The following is a 17,429-nucleotide window of genomic DNA, read 5'->3' as shown; positions in this document are numbered from 1 at the left end:
GCGGCAGCCCTCAGCCGAACAGCGTCGGCAGCGCTATCGCCGAGTCGATCGCCAACGCGCAGAAGACCAGCGCCAAGTAGTTGTTGGATTGCAGGAAAAGCCGCAGCGGCTTGACCGGCTCGCCAGCGCGCACCCCGGCGTACAGCTGATTCGCCATAGCCAGGAACCACACCCCGGCCACCAGGGCCACCGCTGCGTAGAGCCACCCGGCCGCCAGGGCGAGCACCAGCGTCGCCGCCACGGTCAGCCAGGTATAGATAAGGATCTGCTTAGTAACTTGACGCTCGGTGGCCACGGCCGGCAACATCGGCACGCCAGCCGCTTGGTAGTCCTCCTTGTACCGCATCGCCAACGCCCAGGTGTGCGGTGGAGTCCAGAAGAAGATGATCGCGAACATGACCAGCGCCGGCCAGGAGATGGTGCCGGTGCTGGCGGACCAGCCGATCATCACCGGCATGCAACCGGCCGCGCCGCCCCACACCACGTTCTGCGACGTCCGACGCTTGAGCAGCAGCGTGTAGACGAACACATAGAACGCGATGGTCGCCACCGCGAGGAGTCCCGACAGCAGGTTGGTGGTCCACCACAGCCAGAAAAACGAGCCACCGCTCAGCACGAGCCCTAAGGCCAGGGCATTTCTGGTCGGCACGGCGGCGCGGGCCAGCGGCCGTCGCGCCGTGCGCTTCATCACCTTGTCGATATCCGCGTCGGCCACGCAGTTGAGCGTGTTGGCCCCGCCGGCGGCCATCATCCCACCGACCAGCGTGTTGAGGATCAGCAGCGGATGAACGGTGCCCCGGTGCGCGAGCAGCATGGCAGGTATCGCGGTCACCAACAGCAGCTCGATGACCCGCGGTTTGGTGAGCGCCAGGTAAGCCAGCAGCGTCCCGGTCACCCGGCCTGTTACTCGCCTCGGCGCGACGAGCCCGCGAACGCTCACGCAATAACTCCTCGGGGATCGCAGCCGCGCGCAGCTTCTACTACGCACGATGGTAGACGGCGTGCCCCCAGCCGCAGCGCCGCAGGGTCGATTCACAGTGATTTTTCCGGCATACCGGCACCGAATGCAAAGCGCGGGTATCGGCAGGTTACTTTTCACAGGGCCCCTGATGGGTATCCGCAAATCTGGGCCTGCAGCCGTTCGCGATCCCACACTAGGGTGGGGTTGATCAGTTTGATGACCCTGGACTGTGGACTGAACTGAGGACTGAATCTGTGACCACACTCGAAGAGATCTCCGCGCTCACCCAACCGCGCCATCCTGACGACTGGACCGAGATCGATTCGGCTGCGGTCGACACCATCCGGGTGCTGGCCGCCGATGCCGTCCAAAAGGTCGGCAACGGTCACCCCGGAACGGCGATGAGCCTGGCCCCGCTGGCATACACCCTGTTTCAGCGGACGATGCGCCATGATCCCAGCGACACCGGTTGGCTGGGCCGCGACCGGTTCGTGCTGTCGGCCGGGCACAGCAGCCTGACCCTCTACCTGCAGCTGTATCTCGGCGGCTTCGGCCTGGAGCTGTCCGACATCGAGTCGCTGCGCACCTGGGGCTCCAAAACCCCGGGACACCCGGAGTTCAGGCACACCAAGGGCGTTGAGATCACCACCGGGCCCCTCGGGCAGGGTCTCGCGTCGGCGGTCGGGATGGCCATGGCAGCGCGCTACGAACGGGGCTTGTTCGACCCGGACGCGGAACCGGGCACCAGCCCCTTCGACCACTACATCTACGTCATCGCCTCCGACGGGGACATCGAAGAAGGGGTGACCTCCGAAGCGTCGTCACTGGCGGCGGTCCAGCAACTGGGCAACCTCATCGTGTTCTACGACCACAACCAGATTTCGATCGAGGACGACACCGACATCGCGCTGTGTGAGGACACCGGCGCCCGATACCGTGCCTACGGCTGGCACGTGCAAGAGGTGGAGGGCGGCGAAAACGTCGTCGGCATCGAGGAGGCCATCGCCAGCGCCAAGGCCGTTACCGATCGGCCGTCGTTTATCTCGCTGCGCACCATCATCGGCTATCCGGCGCCAAACCTGATGAACACCGGCAAGGCGCACGGCGCGGCCCTGGGTGACGAGGAAGTCGCGGCCGTCAAGAGAATCCTGGGGTTCGATCCCGACAAGACGTTCGAGGTACGTGAGGACGTCATCACCCACACGCGTGGGCTCGTGGCCCGCGGCAAGGAAGCCCACGAGGCGTGGCAACAAGGGTTCGAAGCGTGGGCGCAGCGCGAGCCCGAGCGCAAGGCGCTGCTGGACCGGCTGCTCGCGCAGAAGTTACCCGACGGCTGGGACGCCGACTTGCCCCATTGGGAAGCGGGGTCGAAGGCGCTGGCCACCCGCGCGGCCTCCGGTGCGGTGCTGGCCGCCGTCGGGCCGAAACTGCCCGAGTTGTGGGGTGGTTCGGCCGACCTGGCGGGCAGCAACAACACCACCATCAAGGGCGTCGATTCCTTTGGGCCGCCGTCGATTTCGACCAAGGACTACACCGCGCACTGGTATGGCCGCACGCTGCATTTCGGTGTTCGCGAACACGCGATGGGCGCCATCCTGTCCGGCATCGTGCTGCACGGCCCCACCCGGGCGTACGGTGGCACGTTCCTGCAATTCTCGGACTACATGCGCCCGGCGGTGCGGCTGGCGTCGCTGATGAACATCGACACCATCTACGTGTGGACACACGACTCGATCGGGCTCGGCGAAGATGGCCCCACCCATCAGCCGATCGAGCACCTTTCGGCGCTGCGCGCAATCCCCAACTTGTCAGTGGTGCGCCCGGCCGACGCCAACGAGACGGCATACGCCTGGCGCACGATCCTGGCTCGCGGCAACGGCAGCGGTCCGGTCGGCTTGATTCTCACCCGCCAGGGTGTGCCGGTACTCGAGGGCACTGACGCCGAAGGGGTCGCCCGAGGTGGTTACATCCTGAGTGACGCCGACGGGGACGAAGAGGAGCCCGACGTTGTTCTGATCGCCACCGGGTCCGAGGTGCAGCTCGCCGTCGAGGCGCAAAAGCTGTTGGCGGACAAGGACATTCTTGCGCGAGTGGTGTCGATGCCGTGCGTGGAGTGGTTCGAGTCCCAGCCCTACGAGTACCGCGACGCCGTGCTACCCCCGTCGGTGTCAGCCAGGGTGGCCGTCGAGGCCGGCGTCGCGCAATCGTGGCACAAGCTGGTCGGCGACACCGGGAAGATCGTGTCGATCGAGCACTACGGGGAATCCGCCGATTACAAGACTTTGTTCCGCGAGTACGGCTTCACAGCAGAAGCCGTCGCTGCCGCCGCGGAAGAAGCACTCGATAACTGAGAAAAGGTGATTGAAGATGACCCAGAACGCCAACCTTGCCGCGTTGAGCGCCGCGGGGGTATCGGTATGGCTGGACGACTTGTCGCGCGACCGGCTGCGGTCGGGCAACCTGCGGGAGCTGATTGAGACCAAGAGCGTCGTCGGCGTGACCACCAACCCGTCGATCTTCCAGAAGGCGTTGTCGGAGGGCCATGCCTACGACGCCCAGGTGGCCGAACTGGCCGAGCGGGGTGCCGATGTTGACGCCACCGTCCGTACCGTCACCACCGACGACGTGCGCGACGCGTGCGACGTGCTGGCGCGTCAGTGGGAAGCTTCCGACGGTGTCGACGGCCGGGTATCGATTGAGGTCGACCCGCGACTGGCACACGAAACCGACAAGACCATCCAGCAGGCGATCGAGCTGTGGAAGATCGTCGACCGACCCAACCTGTTCATCAAGATCCCGGCCACCAAGGCCGGCCTGCCGGCCATCACCGCCGTTCTGGCGGAAGGGATTTCGGTCAACGTCACGCTGATCTTCTCCGTCGAACGGCACCGCGCGGTGATGGATGCCTACCTCGCAGGCTTGGAGAAGGCCCGCGAAGCCGGCCACGATCTGTCCAAGATCCATTCGGTGGCGTCGTTTTTCGTCTCCCGAGTGGACACCGAGATCGACAAGCGGCTGGAAAAGATCGGCTCGGCCGACGCGCTCGCGTTGCGCGGCCTGGCCGGCGTCGCTAACGCCCGGCTGGCCTACGCCGCCTACCAGGAGGTCTTCGACGGCGGCGAGCGCTACCAGGCGCTCAAGGCCGACAGAGCCCGGGTCCAGCGACCATTGTGGGCGTCGACCGGCGTCAAGAATCCGGACTACTCCGACACCCTGTATGTCACCGAGTTGGTCGCCCCGAACACCGTGAATACCATGCCGGAGAAGACGATTGACGCCGTCGCCGACCACGGTGTGATCACCGGCGATACGGTAAGCGGCGCGGCGTCGGACGCGCAGCAGGTGTTCGACAAGCTGGCGGCGGTCGGCATCGACTTGCCGGACGTGTTCGTCGTGCTCGAGAACGAGGGCGTGGAGAAATTTGAGGCGTCCTGGAACGAGCTGCTCAAGGAAACCCACGCGCAGCTCGACTCCGCCACCAAATGAGCCGCGCCGGCGACGATGCAGAGCGCAGCGATGGGGAGGAGTGGCGCAAATGAGCCCCGTCAAAGCCGCCGGGTGGCAAAACCCGCTACGGGACAAGCTGGACAAGCGACTGCCCAGAATCGCCGGCTCGTGCGGCATGGTGATTTTCGGTGTCACCGGAGATTTGGCCCGCAAGAAGGTGATGCCGGCCATTTATGACCTGGCCAACCGCGGCCTGCTGCCGCCCACCTTCGCCCTGGTGGGGTTCGCCCGCCGGGACTGGGACACCCAGGACTTCGGCAAGGTGGTGTACGAGGCCGTCAAGGAGCACTGCCGGACACCGTTCCGGCAGGAAAACTGGGATCGGCTGGCCGAGGGATTTCGTTTCGTGCCAGGCTCTTTCGACGACGACAAGGCGTTTGCCCGGCTCGCCGAGACGTTGGAAAAGCTGGACGCCGAACGCGGCACTGGTGGCAACCACGCCTTCTACCTGGCGATCCCGCCCAAATCCTTTCCGGTGGTGTGTGCACAGCTGCACAAGTCGGGACTGGCCCGACCACAGGGCGACCGGTGGAGCCGGGTAGTCATCGAGAAGCCCTTCGGCCATGATCTGGACAGCGCACGCGAGCTGAACAAGGCGGTCAATGCGGTCTTCCCGGAGGAATCGGTTTTTCGCATCGACCACTACCTGGGCAAAGAGACGGTGCAGAACATCCTGGCGCTGCGCTTCGCCAATCAGTTTTGGGATCCGATCTGGAACGCGCACTACGTCGACCATGTGCAGATCACCATGGCCGAGGACATCGGGTTGGGTGGCCGGGGCGGCTACTACGACGGCATCGGCGCGGCCCGCGACGTCATCCAGAACCATCTCATGCAACTGCTGGCCCTGACCGCGATGGAAGAGCCGGTCAGCTTCAACCCTTTTGCGTTGCAGACCGAGAAGATCAAGGTGTTGTCGGCGACACAGCTCGCCGAGCCGCTCGACGAGACCACCAGCCGCGGCCAATACGCCGCGGGCTGGCAGGGCGGCGAGAAAGTGGTGGGGTTGCTCGATGAGGAGGGCTTCTCCCGGGAGTCCACCACCGAGACTTTCGCCGCCATCACCTTGGAGGTCGACACCCGCCGCTGGGCCGGTGTGCCATTCTACCTGCGAACCGGAAAGCGGTTGGGCCGCAGGGTGACCGAGATCGCGCTGGTCTTCAAGCGCGCGCCGCATCTGCCGTTCGACGCCACCATGACCGACGAGCTCGGCACGAACGCACTCGTCATCCGCGTGCAGCCGGACGAGGGAATGACCCTGCGGTTCGGTTCCAAGGTTCCCGGCAGCGCGATGGAAGTTCGCGATGTCAACATGGACTTCTCCTACGGCTCAGCGTTCGCCGAGGATTCGCCAGAGGCCTACGAACGGCTGATTCTCGACGTCCTACTCGGCGAGCCGTCCCTGTTTCCGGTCAACGCGGAGGTCGAATTGGCTTGGGAAATACTCGATCCCGTCCTGGACAACTGGGCAGCAAGTGGCAAGCCCGACCCCTATGAGGCGGGCACCTGGGGTCCGGAGTCGGCCTTCGAAATGCTGCGCCGCACCGGCCGGGAATGGCGGCGGCCATAATGATCGTCGATTTGCCCGACACCACGACCACCGCGGTCAACAAGAAGCTCGACGAGCTGCGGGAAAGGATCGGCGCCGTCACCATGGGGCGGGTGCTGACCCTGATCATCGCACCGGACAGCGACGCCGTGCTCGAAGAATCCATCGAAGCGGCCAACGGTGCCAGCCACGAGCATCCCAGCCGGACCATCGTCACGATGAGGGGCAATCCGTACGCCGACGAACCAAGGCTGGACGCACAGTTGCGCGTGGGCGCTGACGCGGGCGCCGGCGAGGTTGTCGTGCTGCGGCTGTCCGGACCGCTCGCCGGTCACGCCGACAGCGTCGTCATCCCCTTCCTGCTTCCCGACATCCCGGTGGTGGCGTGGTGGCCCGACATCGCTCCCGCGGTTCCGGCCCAAGATCCGTTGGGCAAGTTAGCAATTCGGCGCATCACCGACGCCACCAACGGTGTCGACCCGCTGTCGGCCATCAAGAGCCGACTGCCCGGATACACCGCTGGAGACACCGACCTGGCCTGGGCCCGCATCACCTACTGGCGTGCCCTGCTGACCTCCGCCATCGACCAGCCGCCGCACGAACCAATCGACTCGGCGCTGATCTCCGGCCTGAAGACCGAGCCGGCGCTCGATATCCTGGCCGGATGGCTGGCCAGCCGCATCGACGGTCCGGTGCGGCGCGCGGTGGGCGACCTGAAGGTCGAGCTGGTGCGCAACAGCGAGACGATCGTGCTCAGCCGGCCCCAGGAGGGGGTGACTGCCACCTTGAGCCGCACTGCCAAGCCGGATGCCCTGGTTCCGTTGGCGCGCAGGGTAACTGGCGAGTGCTTGGCCGAAGACCTGCGCCGGCTGGACCCCGACGAGATCTATTACGCCGCCCTCGAAGGCATCAAGAAAGTGCAGTACGTGTGAGTATCGAGATCTCCGTCTTTCCAGACGGCGGCGCGCTGGTCGAGGCCGCCGGTAACCGCCTGATCGACACAATCCGGTCCGCGGTGGGCGCGCGAGGGCAGGCGCTGATCGTGCTGACCGGCGGCGGCAACGGCAGCGCACTGCTGCGATACCTCGGCACCCGCGGTGCCCAGATCGACTGGTCTAAGGTCCATTTGTTCTGGGGCGACGAGCGTTACGTTCCCGAAGACGACGACGAGCGCAACGACAAACAGGCGCGCGCGGCATTGCTGGATCACGTCGACATCCCGGCGAGTCAAGTGCACCCCATGGCCGCCAGCGACGGGGATTTCGGCACCGATCTGGATGCCGCGGCATTGGCGTACGAGCAGGTGCTGGCCGCATACGCCGCATCCGATGGGCGGGTTCCGAATTTTGATGTCCACTTGCTGGGAATGGGGCCTGAGGGCCACATCAACTCGCTGTTTCCGGATACCCCCGCGGTGCGTGAAACCGCCCGTATGGTGGTCGCGGTCGACGCCTCCCCGAAACCGCCACCGCAACGAATCACCTTGACATTGCCCGCGATTCAGCGTTCCCGCGAGGTCTGGCTGATGGTGTCCGGAGCGGGCAAGGCCGACGCGGTCGCTGAGGCCGTCGGCGGCGCCGATCCGGTTTCTGTGCCGGCCGCCGGCGCCATCGGGCGCGAGACCACGCTCTGGCTGCTGGACGAGGACGCCGCGGCCAGGCTTCCTCACTAACGCCGGGCAGGGTCATAATGGCCGTCATGGCAGACAAGACCGTGCGCAGCACACCCGTGCGCAGCACACCCGTGCGCAGCCGGATGAAGACCCTCACCCAGGCAGCGCTCAACGCCGATAGGACGGTGGAGCAGGTCGAAGACGTCCTCGACGGCCTGGGCAAAACCATGGTCGAGCTCAACAGTTCACTGTCGGCCCTCAACTCCACGGTGGAACGCCTGGAGGGCGGCCTGGATCATCTGGAGGGCACGCTGCACAGCCTGGACGATCTCGCCAAGCGGCTCACCGTGCTGGTGGAGCCGGTGGAGGCGATTGTCGAACGCATTGATTACATCGTGAGCGTTGGTGAGACGGTGATGTCGCCGCTGTCGGTCACCGAGCACGCGGTACGCGGCGTACTGGACCGGTTGCGGAATCGGACCGTCCACTAGCACGGACGCCTCGTACGAACGTCGAGTTGTTGGGTCCACTGCGGCGTTTCGAGCGCAACAAGTCGACGTTCGGCGCTAAGCCAGTGTTGACCGGTGCTGCCGTGCGCCAGGGACGACGTGCCGGAATCGTTGCTCACGCATTGGGATTGCCGTGCACACCCATCGAACCCGGATCCGACGCGTCGGCCGGGTCGAACCACGCCCCGGTGGACAGCTGCACCACGTGTGGTCGAAGACCGTCGTCGACGACAACGCCCGCCAGGCAGGCGCCGCGATTGTTGAACGTGGTCGAGTTGGCTGTGTAGCCGAGTCCGAGGTTGGTTGGCGATCAGGTGCAGCGGGTACAACCCGGCCCGTGGACCACCGAGGCACTCTTTCGGTTCGTACCAGGTCGGATATCACCGTCGTCCACCCGCGCGCTAAACGCACCCCAGTGCGTTGTCGAGATGTGCGTCTGCGCCATTTCCGCAGTTTAGTGAGGCCACGTCGCAACTGACTGAATCCAAATTCATTTTTTTCGCGATTCCGGCCCCTGCGACGGGCAACAAGTCTTACTCTGCAGCGATGTCGATTGTGAACGTAATCCCGGAGATGTTGACGACGGCGGCGGCGGATGTGGCGCGCATCGGTTCGTCGCTTAGCGCGGCCAATCGAGCCGCAGCGGCCCCGACCAGCGGTGTGCTGGCCGCCGGTGCCGATGAGGTGTCGGCGGCCATCGCGTCGCTGTTTTCTGGCTACGCCCGCGACTATCAGGCGCTCAGCGCCCAGGTGGCCGGGTTTCACCAGCAGTTCGTGGAGGCCTTAACCGCGAGCGCGGGCTCGTACGCGGCCGCCGAGGCGGCCAACGCCTCGCCACTGCAGGCCCTCGAACCTCCACTGCAAGCCCTCCAGCAACAGGTGCTGTCGGTGATCAACGCGCCCACGCAGATTCTGCTGGGGCGCCCGCTTGTCGGCAACGGAGCCGACGGGCTGCCCGGCCAAAACGGCGGGGACGGCGGGTTGCTGTTGGGCAACGGCGGGAACGGCGGGGCCGGCGACGCCGCCCACCCCAACGGCGGCAACGGGGGCAGTGCCGGGATGCTCGGCAACGGCGGGGCCGGCGGCGCCGGCTACAGCCCGGCGGCCGAGACCGGGGCGGCGGGTGGGGCCGGCGGCACCGGTGGTGCCGGCGGCTGGCTGATCGGCAACGGCGGCAACGGCGGCAACGGCGGTGCCGGCGCTAGCGGTACCAGCTTCGGCCCCCAGCCCGGCGGCCCTGGCGGTAACGGCGGCAGCGGTGGTGCCGGCGGTGCTGCCGGGAAGTGGGGTACCGGCGGGACCGGCGGGGACGGCGGCGCCGGCGGTGCCGGCGCAGACAGTTCTGGCATCGGCGGCAACGGCGGGACCGGAGGTACGGGTGGGGCCGGCGGCCAGGTCTCTGGCGCCGGCGGCAACGGCGGCAACGGCGGCAACGCTGGCCAGGGCGGCGACGCCGTCGGCTCCCAGCCCGGCGGCTCTGGCGGTAACGGCGGCGGCGGTGGTACCGGCGGTGCTGCCGGGAAGTGGGGCACCGGCGGGATCGGCGGGACGGGCGGGAACGGCGGCGACGGCGGTGCCGGCTCAGACGGTGTTAGCAGCGCGGGCGGCATCGGCGGCAACGGCGGGACCGGAGGTACGGGTGGGGCCGGCGGCCAGGTCTCTGGCGCCGGCGGCAACGGCGGCAACGGCGGCGACGCTGGCCAAGGCGGCGACGGCGCCTTCGCCCCAGGGACCGGCGGCGTCGGCGGTGACGGCGGCACCGGCGGAGCCGGCGGCACCGGGGGCCCATCCAGCACCAGCGGCAGCAGCGCCGGCGCCGGCGGCAACGGCGGCACTGGCGGCAACGGCGGCACCGGCGGCGGCAGCACAGAGACCAGCGGCAATGGCGGCAACGGCGGCACCGGCGGGGTCGGCGGCGCCGGCGGCACATCCGGCGCCGGCGGCAGCAGCTCCGGCGCCGGCGGTGCCGGCGGCAACGGCGGCACCGGCGGCACGGGTGGCTTTATCGAAAGCCCTAATGGCAACGGCCAAGCCGGCAACGGCGGCACCGGCGGCAACGGCGCCGCGGGTGGGGCAGGCGGGGGCGGCGGCGCCGCCGCCGGCGGACCCGGCGGCACCGGCGGCAACGGCGGCGACGGCGGGCCCAGCCGAGACGGCATCCCCGGCTTCGGCGGCGACGGTGGCACCGGCGGACCCGGCGGACCCGGCGTCCCGGACGGGATCGGCGGCGCCGATGGCGCCAAAGGAAAGCACGGATGACCGCCCGGGCCGACTACCCGCTGTTTCGCAGCGCGCTGGCCAGCCCATTCATTGTCAGCAGAATCCCACGCTGCACGAATTCGTTGTCCTCACCGCAGCGGTAGCGGCGCAACAACTCCACCTGCAGGTGGTTCAGGGGCTCCAGATACGGGAAGCGGTTGAACACCGAGCGCGCCAGCGCCGGGTTGTCGGCCAGTAGATCGTTGTCACCGGTGATGCGTTTGTACATGGCGATCGTTCGGTGATGCTCGTCGACGATCTTGTCAAACACCCTACGCCGCAACGATTCATCGGCGACCAACTCGGAGTAGCGGGCCGCCAGGCCCAGATCGCTCTTGGCCAGCACCTGCGCCATGTTCGACAGCACGCTACGGAAAAACGGCCACCGCTGATACAGGTCGTGCAGGACTTCCACTCTCTCGCTTTCACTTTCGGGACCGGCCCCGATCCACTGCTCGAATGCCGAGCCGGTGCCATACCAGCCGGGAAGCATCACCCGCGACTGGCTCCAGGCCAGCACCCACGGGATGGCACGCAGATCCGCGATCGACTGGGTCGGCTTCCGCGATGCCGGCCGGCTACCAATGTTCAGCGACCCGATCTCGCTGACCGGCGTCGAGGCCTTGAAGTACTCGACGAAACCCGGTGTCTCATGGACAAGTTCGGCGTACGCCCGGTGCGCCATGGCAGCCACCTCGTCGAGAACGGCATAGGCCGGCCCGGCCGCGTCACCAAGTCCCTCGACATCCAACAGCGTCGACTCCAGGGTGGCTGCCAGCAGGCTCTCCAGATTGCGACGGGCTATTTGGGGTTCGGCGTATTTGGCCGCGATCACCTCGCCCTGCTCGGTAAGCCGCAATGAGCCATTCACCGCTCCCGGCGGCTGGGCCAGGATGGCCTGGTAGCTGGGACCGCCACCGCGGCCGACGGTGCCGCCGCGACCGTGGAAGAGCCGCAACCGAATTCCGGCCTTGCGGGCCGCTTCGGCCAGCGCGAGCTCGGCGCGGTAGACCGCCCAATTGGCGGCCAAATATCCGCCGTCCTTGTTGGAGTCCGAGTAGCCGAGCATCACCTCCTGGGATCCGCCCTGGGCCACTACCAGGGCTCGGTAGAGCGGAAGGTCCAGCATCGTTTGCAGGATCGTCGCCCCATTGTGCAGATCATCGATCGTCTCGAACAATGGCGAGATACCCACTGGGCAGTACGGTTCGGTCCCGGAGGCGTCCAGCAGGCCGGCCTCCTTGAGCAGGATGGCCGCCTCCAACACGTCTGATACCGAACGGCACATCGAGACGACGTAGTTAGGCACCGCGGCAGGCCCGTAGGTCTCGACCGCATGGGTGGCGGCCGCGACGATATCCAACTCGCTACGCGCCAGGTCGGACAAGCCCCCGCAAGCGGGAGGTACCCCCAGCGCCCGGTCACCAACCAGCGGACGGCGGGTGCCCAGCTCGGCAACCAACAACGTGACCCGCTCGTCTTCGCCCAACGACCGGTAATCCGGGTGCACACCCGCCCACGCCAGCAGCTCGCCCACCACCTCCTCGTGCACGTCCGAGTTTTGCCGCAGGTCCAGGCCGCACAAGTGAAAGCCGAAGACGTGCACGCCTTCACGCAACAGGGCCAGGCGATCGTCGGCCAACAGCGCACTGCCATGCGTCCGCAGCGACACATCAATGGTGTCGAGATCGGCCCGCAACTCCGCCGGCGTGGCATACCGCGGCAATCCCAGGTCGAGCAGGTGTTGGGGTTGCTGGTCCAGGATTTCAACGGCCGTCGCGGTGAGGCGGGCTCGGACCACCCGTAGCGCCCGCCGGTACGGCTCGTCGGCGCGGGCCTGGTCACGGCAACCGTCGGCCAGTGCGGCCAGCTCGGGCGTAACGGTGAGCAGACGCGACGACATCGACAACTCCTGCTCGAGGTGGTCGAGTTCGGCCAGGTAGTGCGACAGCGCGGTGAACGCGGCGCCGCCGGTGGCCAGCCGCACCACGTCGCCGGTCACGTTCGGGTTTCCGTCGCGGTCGCCACCGATCCAAGAACCCGGCTGCAAGATGGGATCGGACAGCAGATCGGCGTCGGGCCAGCGGGCCCGCAACGCTTCCCGGACCTCCGCGTTGACCTGCGGGATCACCTCGAAGAACGCCGACGGGTACAACCGCAGCCCGACCGCGATCTCGTCGCTGATCTGCAGTCGAGCGAGCCGGATCAACGCGGTTTGCCACAGGGTGAGCACCTGACGGCGCAACTCGAGTTCGATGCTGCGGCCGCTGTCGGTCTCGGTGTGCCCCTCGGCGTGCAGCCGCATCAACTCGGTGATTCGGTGCTGAGTGACGAAAACGGTGCGCCGACGGGTCTCCGTGGGGTGAGCGGTGATGACCGGGGAAACCAGGGCACCTTGCAGTGCTTCCGCGACCGTGGCCGAATCCAATTGCGCCAGATCAAGTTTCACGTACGTTGCGGCCAGGCTGGAGTCCTGCGGCGGCTCGCCGGCGGCGACATGAATGCGGCGGCGCCGCTCCCGGTGGATGTCTTCGGCCACGTTGGCCAACAGCGCGAAGTGAGTGAACGCGCGGATGACGGGTAGCGCTTGGTGGATGTCGATGCCAGAGAACATCCGCGACATCTCGGCGCGATCGATCTCTGAGCGCCGCACCCGGAACGCCTCTACGCGCGCCCGCTCGACGAGGTCGAATATCTCCTCGCCATTTTGTTCGCGCACGGTGTCGCCGAGGATGGTGCCCAGCAACCTGATGTCGGCGCGCATCGGCTCGGTTGCCTCACGACCAAGCCGGGTCCGGTGGACGTCGCCGATCGGTTCCAGTGCGGCATCGGAAGCCTCAACCATGGGTTCCAGTATTGGCGACTCGCTCGCCCGGCGCCTGTCGTCGGTGCGACGTTCGGTAGGCTGCCGGTCATGGAGTTGGCCCTGCAGATCACCCTTGTGGTCACCAGTGTGCTGGTGGTATTGCTGGTGCTGCTGCACCGCGCCAAGGGTGGCGGCCTGTCGACGCTGTTTGGTGGCGGCGTGCAGTCCAGCTTGTCCGGGTCGACCGTTGTGGAGAAAAACCTGGACCGGTTGACGCTATTCATCACCGGAATCTGGCTGGTGTCCATCGTCGGTATGGCGTTGCTGATCAAGTACAAGTGACGTGCAGTACTTCCCGCCGGCCAGGCCCAAGATCTCCGTCGACGGCTCGCTGATCGGTTTCTGACGCGGACTGGTGCACCGATACATCCTCACCGGCGCACCGGGCGCGGGTAAGACGTCCATCCTGCGAGGCCTAGCGCGGCTGGGACATTCCGTCGTCGGCGAAGCGGCCACCGACGTCGTCGCTCATCGCCAGTCGCTTGGCGAACCGGTTCCTTGGACTGACTCGTCCTTCATCGACGAAGTCATCACCGTGCAGCGTCAGCGGCAGCGCGCAGCCAACCCGAGCAGCGGTGTCGTGGTCTTCGACCGGTCGCCGGTCTGCACCCACGCACTCGCCGTCTACCTGGGCCATCCCGTCTCGCCTGTGCTGTCGGCGGAGCTCGAGCGAATCACCGCCGAACGCGTATACGAACGGCAAGTCTTCTTCGTCCGAAACCTGGGGTATTGCGAGCCGACCGCAGCCCGCCGGATCGGCTTCCGGGACGCGCTGGAGTTCGAGCAGATCCACGAGTACAGCTATCGCGCGTTCGGCTACGAGCTCGTCTACATTCCCGCTGGCGAGCTGAACAGCCGGATCACAGCGGTCCATGACGCGATCTCGAACCGCATTACCTAACGCCGTGGCGTTACGGCAATGGACCGCCGGCGGCGATCGCCGCCAGCGTCGCGAACTGCTCCCCGTCGAGCGACGCCCCACCGACCAGGCCGCCGTCGATGTCGTCCTGCGCGACGAGGTCGCCGACGTTCTTGGCGTTCACCGAGCCGCCGTAGAGCACCCGCACCGTGTCGGCGATCCCCGATGAGGCCAGCGAGCCCAACTCTTTTCGGATCGCCGCACACACCTCCTGGGCGTCGGCGGCGCTGGCCACCCTCCCGGTGCCGATCGCCCAGACCGGCTCGTACGCAATGACGACGGCACCAATCTGTTCGGCGGACAATCCAGCCAGCGAGCCGCGCAACTGTTCGACGTTATGGCTCACGTGATTTCCCGCCTCACGGACATCGAGATGCTCACCGATGCAGACGATCGGGGTCAGGCCGTTCCGGAGAGCGGCGGTGGCCTTGGCGGCGACCAGCGCGTCATCCTCGCTGTGGTAGGTGCGCCGCTCGGAGTGCCCGACGACGACGTAGCTGCAGCCCAACTTGGCCAGGAAGACCCCGCTGATGTCACCGGTGTAGGCACCGGAGTCGTGTGGCGACAAGTCCTGCGCCCCATAGGTCAACCGCAGTTTGTCGCCGTCGACCAGGGTTTGCACGCTGCGCAGGTCGGTGAACGGGGGGATGACCGTGACGTCCACCTTGTCGTAGTACTTGTCCGGCAATGAGAACGCGATCTTCTGCACCAGTGCGATCGCCTCGAAGTGATTGAGGTTCATCTTCCAGTTGCCGGCGATCAGCGGCTTGCGGCTCACGAGTGTCCGCCTCCTTTATCTTGACCGGGCTGGGGCTCGCCAAGCACCTCGATGCCGGGAAGCGTTTTGCCCTCAAGGTATTCCAGCGACGCGCCGCCGCCGGTGGAGATGTGCGAGAACGCGCCTTCCGAGATGTCGAGAGCGCGCACCGCGGCAGCCGAGTCGCCGCCGCCGACGACGCTGAAGGCGCCCTTACCGGTCGCGGTGACGATCGCCTCGGCGACCCCTCTGGTGCCCGCCGCGTACGCAGGAAATTCGAACACACCCATCGGGCCATTCCAGAACACCGTCTTCGCGTTAGACAGCAGCGTGGTAAACCTTTTGATCGATCCCGGGCCGATGTCCAGACCCATCAAGTCGCTCGGGATGGCGCCGGCTTCCACGATCTGTGGCGGCGAATCGGCGTCGAATTTTTCGGTGACCACGATGTCGACGGGCAGCCGCAGCACATCCTCGTAGGTCTCCATCAACCTGCGGCAGGTTTCGACCATGTCGTTTTCCAGCAGCGACGTGCCGACGGAAAAGCCCTGCGCGGCAAGGAAAGTAAAGCACATGCCGCCGCCGATCACGATGCTGTCGGCCTTCGTCGCCAGCGACTCGATGACGCCTAGTTTGTCAGATACCTTCGATCCCCCAAGCACCACCGCATACGGCCGATCGGTAGAGCTGGTCAACTGCTCCAGCACCCGAATTTCGTCGGCCACCAGGGTGCCGGCATAGTGCGGCAAGAGGGTGGCGACGTCATACACCGAGGCTTGCTTACGATGCACTACGCCAAACCCATCGGAGACGAAAGCGCCTCCGGGCCAGACTAATTCAGCAAGTTTCTGCGCCAGGGCGAGGCGCTCACCGTCGTCCTTGCTGGTCTCGCGCTTGTCGAACCGGATGTTCTCCAGCAGCAGGATGTCGCCGTCGGTGAGTCCCTCGGCTCGAGCCAGTGCGTCGGTGCCAACGACATCGCCGGCCAACTGCACGTGCCGGCCCAGCTGCTCACCCAGCGCTGCAGCGACCGGCGCCAACGACAGCTTGGGGTCTGGCCCATCCTTGGGACGGCCCAGGTGGGCGGTGACCACTACCTTGGCACCCGCCTCGAGCAGCGCCCTCAACGTCGGTACCGACGCGATGATTCGGCCTGGGTCGGTAATGGAGCCGTGGTCGTCGAGCGGGACATTCAGATCGGAACGCACCAGCACACCGCGACCCGAAACACCTTCGGCCAGAAGGTCTTTTAGGGTTGGGATGCCCACGGCTACAGGGACTTGCCGACCAGCGCGACCAGGTCAACAAGGCGGTTGGAGTAACCCCACTCGTTGTCGTACCAGGACACCACCTTCGCCTGGTCGTCGATCACTTTGGTCAGGCCGGAGTCGAAGATCGAGCTGTGCGGGTCGGTGACGATGTCGGTGGAGACGATCGGCGCGTCGTAGTACTTCAGGATGCCTTTGAGGTTGCCCTCGGCGGCCGCCTTGAACGCCGCATTGATCTCCTCGACGCTGGCCGATTTGGACAGGTCGGCGGTCAGGTCGGTGACCGAGCCGGTCGGAATGGGCACCCGCAGGGCGTAACCGTCGAGTTTGCCCTTCAGTTGGGGCATCACTAGGCCGATGGCCTTGGCCGCGCCGGTCGAGGTCGGCACGATGTTCAGCGCCGCGGCGCGAGCCCGGCGCAGATCCTTGTGCGGTCCGTCCTGAAGGTTCTGATCCTGGGTGTAGGCGTGGATGGTGGTCATCAGGCCCTTGACGATGCCGAACTCGTCGTCGAGCACTTTGGCCAGCGGCGCAAGGCAGTTCGTGGTGCACGATGCGTTGGAGATGATGTTTTGGCTGCCGTCGTACTTGTCGTCGTTGACCCCCAGCACGATGGTGATGTCCTCGTCGGTGGCCGGCGCGGAGATGATCACCTTTTTGGCGCCGGCGTCCAGGTGACCCTTGGCCTTAGCCGCATTGGTGAACAGCCCGGTGGATTCGACGACGACGTCGACGCCGAGGTCCCCCCATGGCAATGCGGCGGGGCCCTCCCGGACCGCGAGGGCCTTGATCTTGTCGGTTCCCACGACGATGGTGTCTTCGCCTTCGAGGCTGACGTCGTGGGGCAGCCGGCCCAGGATGGAGTCGAATTTGAGCAGGTGCGCCAGCGTGCTGTTGTCGGTGATGTCGTTGACAGCGATCACCTCGACATCTGCGGTGCCCTGCTCCTTCTGGGCCGATAAGGCCCGGTAGAAGTTGCGTCCGATTCGACCAAAACCGTTGATGCCTACTCGGACCGTCACTTGCCTCTCCCTTGTCTGCCTGAAAAAGTGCTCGCCGTCAGCCTAGTTGAGTCCACTAATCCGTTGCCGGGCTGGGCAGAGATGGATGAAGGGCACCGACGGACGTATGTGCTAACCATCCGTGATGCCCTTCCGTACCGGACGGTATGTGACGAGCGGCGGCCCGGGTGGCCAAACGGGCGCGATGTGGCGCACAGCAC

14 protein-coding genes and 2 pseudogenes are annotated in these 17,429 nt (G+C 66.3%); 9 read left to right on the top strand and 7 right to left on the bottom strand.

Going from position 1 to position 17,429, the window contains the following annotated elements:
* Nucleotides 1-10: 10 nt before the first annotated feature.
* Complete coding sequence (locus AADZ78_RS11100) at nucleotides 11-940, bottom strand: heme o synthase (protein WP_085252179.1); 930 nt, start codon at nucleotides 938-940, stop codon at nucleotides 11-13.
* Nucleotides 941-1,215: 275 nt separating this feature from the next.
* On the opposite strand from AADZ78_RS11100, the gene tkt reads away from it, so the two are divergent.
* The 6 genes from tkt to AADZ78_RS11070 are packed head-to-tail and all read left to right on the top strand — an operon-like array spanning nucleotide 1,216 to nucleotide 8,120.
* Nucleotides 1,216-3,312: a transketolase gene (tkt, locus tag AADZ78_RS11095; protein ID WP_085252178.1), complete on the top strand. Its 2,097-nt coding sequence runs from the start codon at nucleotides 1,216-1,218 to the stop codon at nucleotides 3,310-3,312.
* Nucleotides 3,313-3,328: 16 nt separating this feature from the next.
* Complete coding sequence (gene tal / locus AADZ78_RS11090) at nucleotides 3,329-4,447, top strand: transaldolase (RefSeq protein ID WP_085252177.1); 1,119 nt, start codon at nucleotides 3,329-3,331, stop codon at nucleotides 4,445-4,447.
* A gap of 49 nt (nucleotides 4,448-4,496) precedes the next feature.
* Nucleotides 4,497-6,038, top strand: a complete 1,542-nt coding sequence (gene zwf / locus AADZ78_RS11085; protein WP_085252176.1) for a glucose-6-phosphate dehydrogenase — start codon at nucleotides 4,497-4,499, stop codon at nucleotides 6,036-6,038.
* Entirely contained in the window at nucleotides 6,038-6,949 is a 912-nt protein-coding gene (gene opcA, locus AADZ78_RS11080) for a glucose-6-phosphate dehydrogenase assembly protein OpcA (protein ID WP_085252225.1), read from the top strand. Before zwf ends, opcA begins: the two co-directional genes overlap by 1 nt.
* The gene (gene pgl, locus AADZ78_RS11075) at nucleotides 6,946-7,689 is read left to right on the top strand and encodes a 6-phosphogluconolactonase (RefSeq protein ID WP_085252175.1); all 744 of its coding nucleotides are present in this window, start codon (nucleotides 6,946-6,948) and stop codon (nucleotides 7,687-7,689) included. The genes opcA and pgl overlap by 4 nt, the downstream gene beginning before the upstream one ends.
* 17 nt (nucleotides 7,690-7,706) lie before the next feature.
* The gene (locus AADZ78_RS11070) at nucleotides 7,707-8,120 is read left to right on the top strand and encodes an ATPase (protein WP_085252174.1); all 414 of its coding nucleotides are present in this window, start codon (nucleotides 7,707-7,709) and stop codon (nucleotides 8,118-8,120) included.
* On the opposite strand, the pseudogene AADZ78_RS11065 reads toward AADZ78_RS11070, so the two are convergent.
* A pseudogene (locus tag AADZ78_RS11065) lies at nucleotides 8,117-8,518 on the bottom strand (molybdopterin oxidoreductase); the annotation flags it as partial. The gene AADZ78_RS11070 and the pseudogene AADZ78_RS11065 overlap by 4 nt on opposite strands.
* 17 nt (nucleotides 8,519-8,535) lie before the next feature.
* A pseudogene (locus AADZ78_RS29020) lies at nucleotides 8,536-8,583 on the bottom strand (hypothetical protein); the annotation flags it as partial.
* A 101-nt stretch (nucleotides 8,584-8,684) separates the two neighbouring features.
* On the opposite strand from AADZ78_RS29020, the gene AADZ78_RS11060 reads away from it, so the two are divergent.
* Nucleotides 8,685-10,397, top strand: coding sequence for a PE family protein (locus AADZ78_RS11060; protein WP_204903422.1), 1,713 nt, complete (start codon nucleotides 8,685-8,687; stop codon nucleotides 10,395-10,397).
* 13 nt (nucleotides 10,398-10,410) lie between these two features.
* Here AADZ78_RS11060 and ppc read toward each other — a convergent pair whose 3' ends face one another.
* The gene (ppc, locus tag AADZ78_RS11055) at nucleotides 10,411-13,242 is read right to left on the bottom strand and encodes a phosphoenolpyruvate carboxylase (RefSeq protein ID WP_085252172.1); all 2,832 of its coding nucleotides are present in this window, start codon (nucleotides 13,240-13,242) and stop codon (nucleotides 10,411-10,413) included.
* Between the two features lie 69 nt (nucleotides 13,243-13,311).
* Between ppc and secG the strand changes: the two genes are divergently transcribed.
* Together secG and AADZ78_RS11045 are read left to right on the top strand one after the other, a co-directional pair.
* Nucleotides 13,312-13,545 carry a preprotein translocase subunit SecG gene (gene secG / locus AADZ78_RS11050; RefSeq protein ID WP_085252171.1) on the top strand — a complete coding sequence of 78 codons (234 nt, stop codon included), beginning with the start codon at nucleotides 13,312-13,314 and terminating at the stop codon, nucleotides 13,543-13,545.
* A gap of 73 nt (nucleotides 13,546-13,618) precedes the next feature.
* The gene (locus tag AADZ78_RS11045; RefSeq protein ID WP_085252170.1) at nucleotides 13,619-14,164 is read left to right on the top strand and encodes an AAA family ATPase; all 546 of its coding nucleotides are present in this window, start codon (nucleotides 13,619-13,621) and stop codon (nucleotides 14,162-14,164) included.
* Nucleotides 14,165-14,174: 10 nt separating this feature from the next.
* Here AADZ78_RS11045 and tpiA read toward each other — a convergent pair whose 3' ends face one another.
* The 3 genes from tpiA to gap are packed head-to-tail and all read right to left on the bottom strand — an operon-like array spanning nucleotide 14,175 to nucleotide 17,229.
* Nucleotides 14,175-14,960 (bottom strand): triose-phosphate isomerase, encoded by a 786-nt coding sequence (gene tpiA / locus AADZ78_RS11040; protein WP_085252169.1) that lies wholly within the window; start codon nucleotides 14,958-14,960, stop codon nucleotides 14,175-14,177.
* Nucleotides 14,957-16,207: a phosphoglycerate kinase gene (locus tag AADZ78_RS11035; RefSeq protein WP_085252168.1), complete on the bottom strand. Its 1,251-nt coding sequence runs from the start codon at nucleotides 16,205-16,207 to the stop codon at nucleotides 14,957-14,959. Before AADZ78_RS11035 ends, tpiA begins: the two co-directional genes overlap by 4 nt.
* A 2-nt stretch (nucleotides 16,208-16,209) precedes the next feature.
* Complete coding sequence (gap, locus tag AADZ78_RS11030; protein WP_085252167.1) at nucleotides 16,210-17,229, bottom strand: type I glyceraldehyde-3-phosphate dehydrogenase; 1,020 nt, start codon at nucleotides 17,227-17,229, stop codon at nucleotides 16,210-16,212.
* Nucleotides 17,230-17,429 lie beyond the last annotated feature (200 nt).

Origin of the sequence: Mycobacterium riyadhense, from assembly GCF_963853645.1 — a bacterium.
Classification (GTDB): Bacteria; Actinomycetota; Actinomycetes; order Mycobacteriales; family Mycobacteriaceae; genus Mycobacterium; species Mycobacterium riyadhense.
The sequence above is the reverse complement of the archived record's forward strand: the minus strand, read 5'-3'. Positions and strand labels throughout refer to the sequence as shown.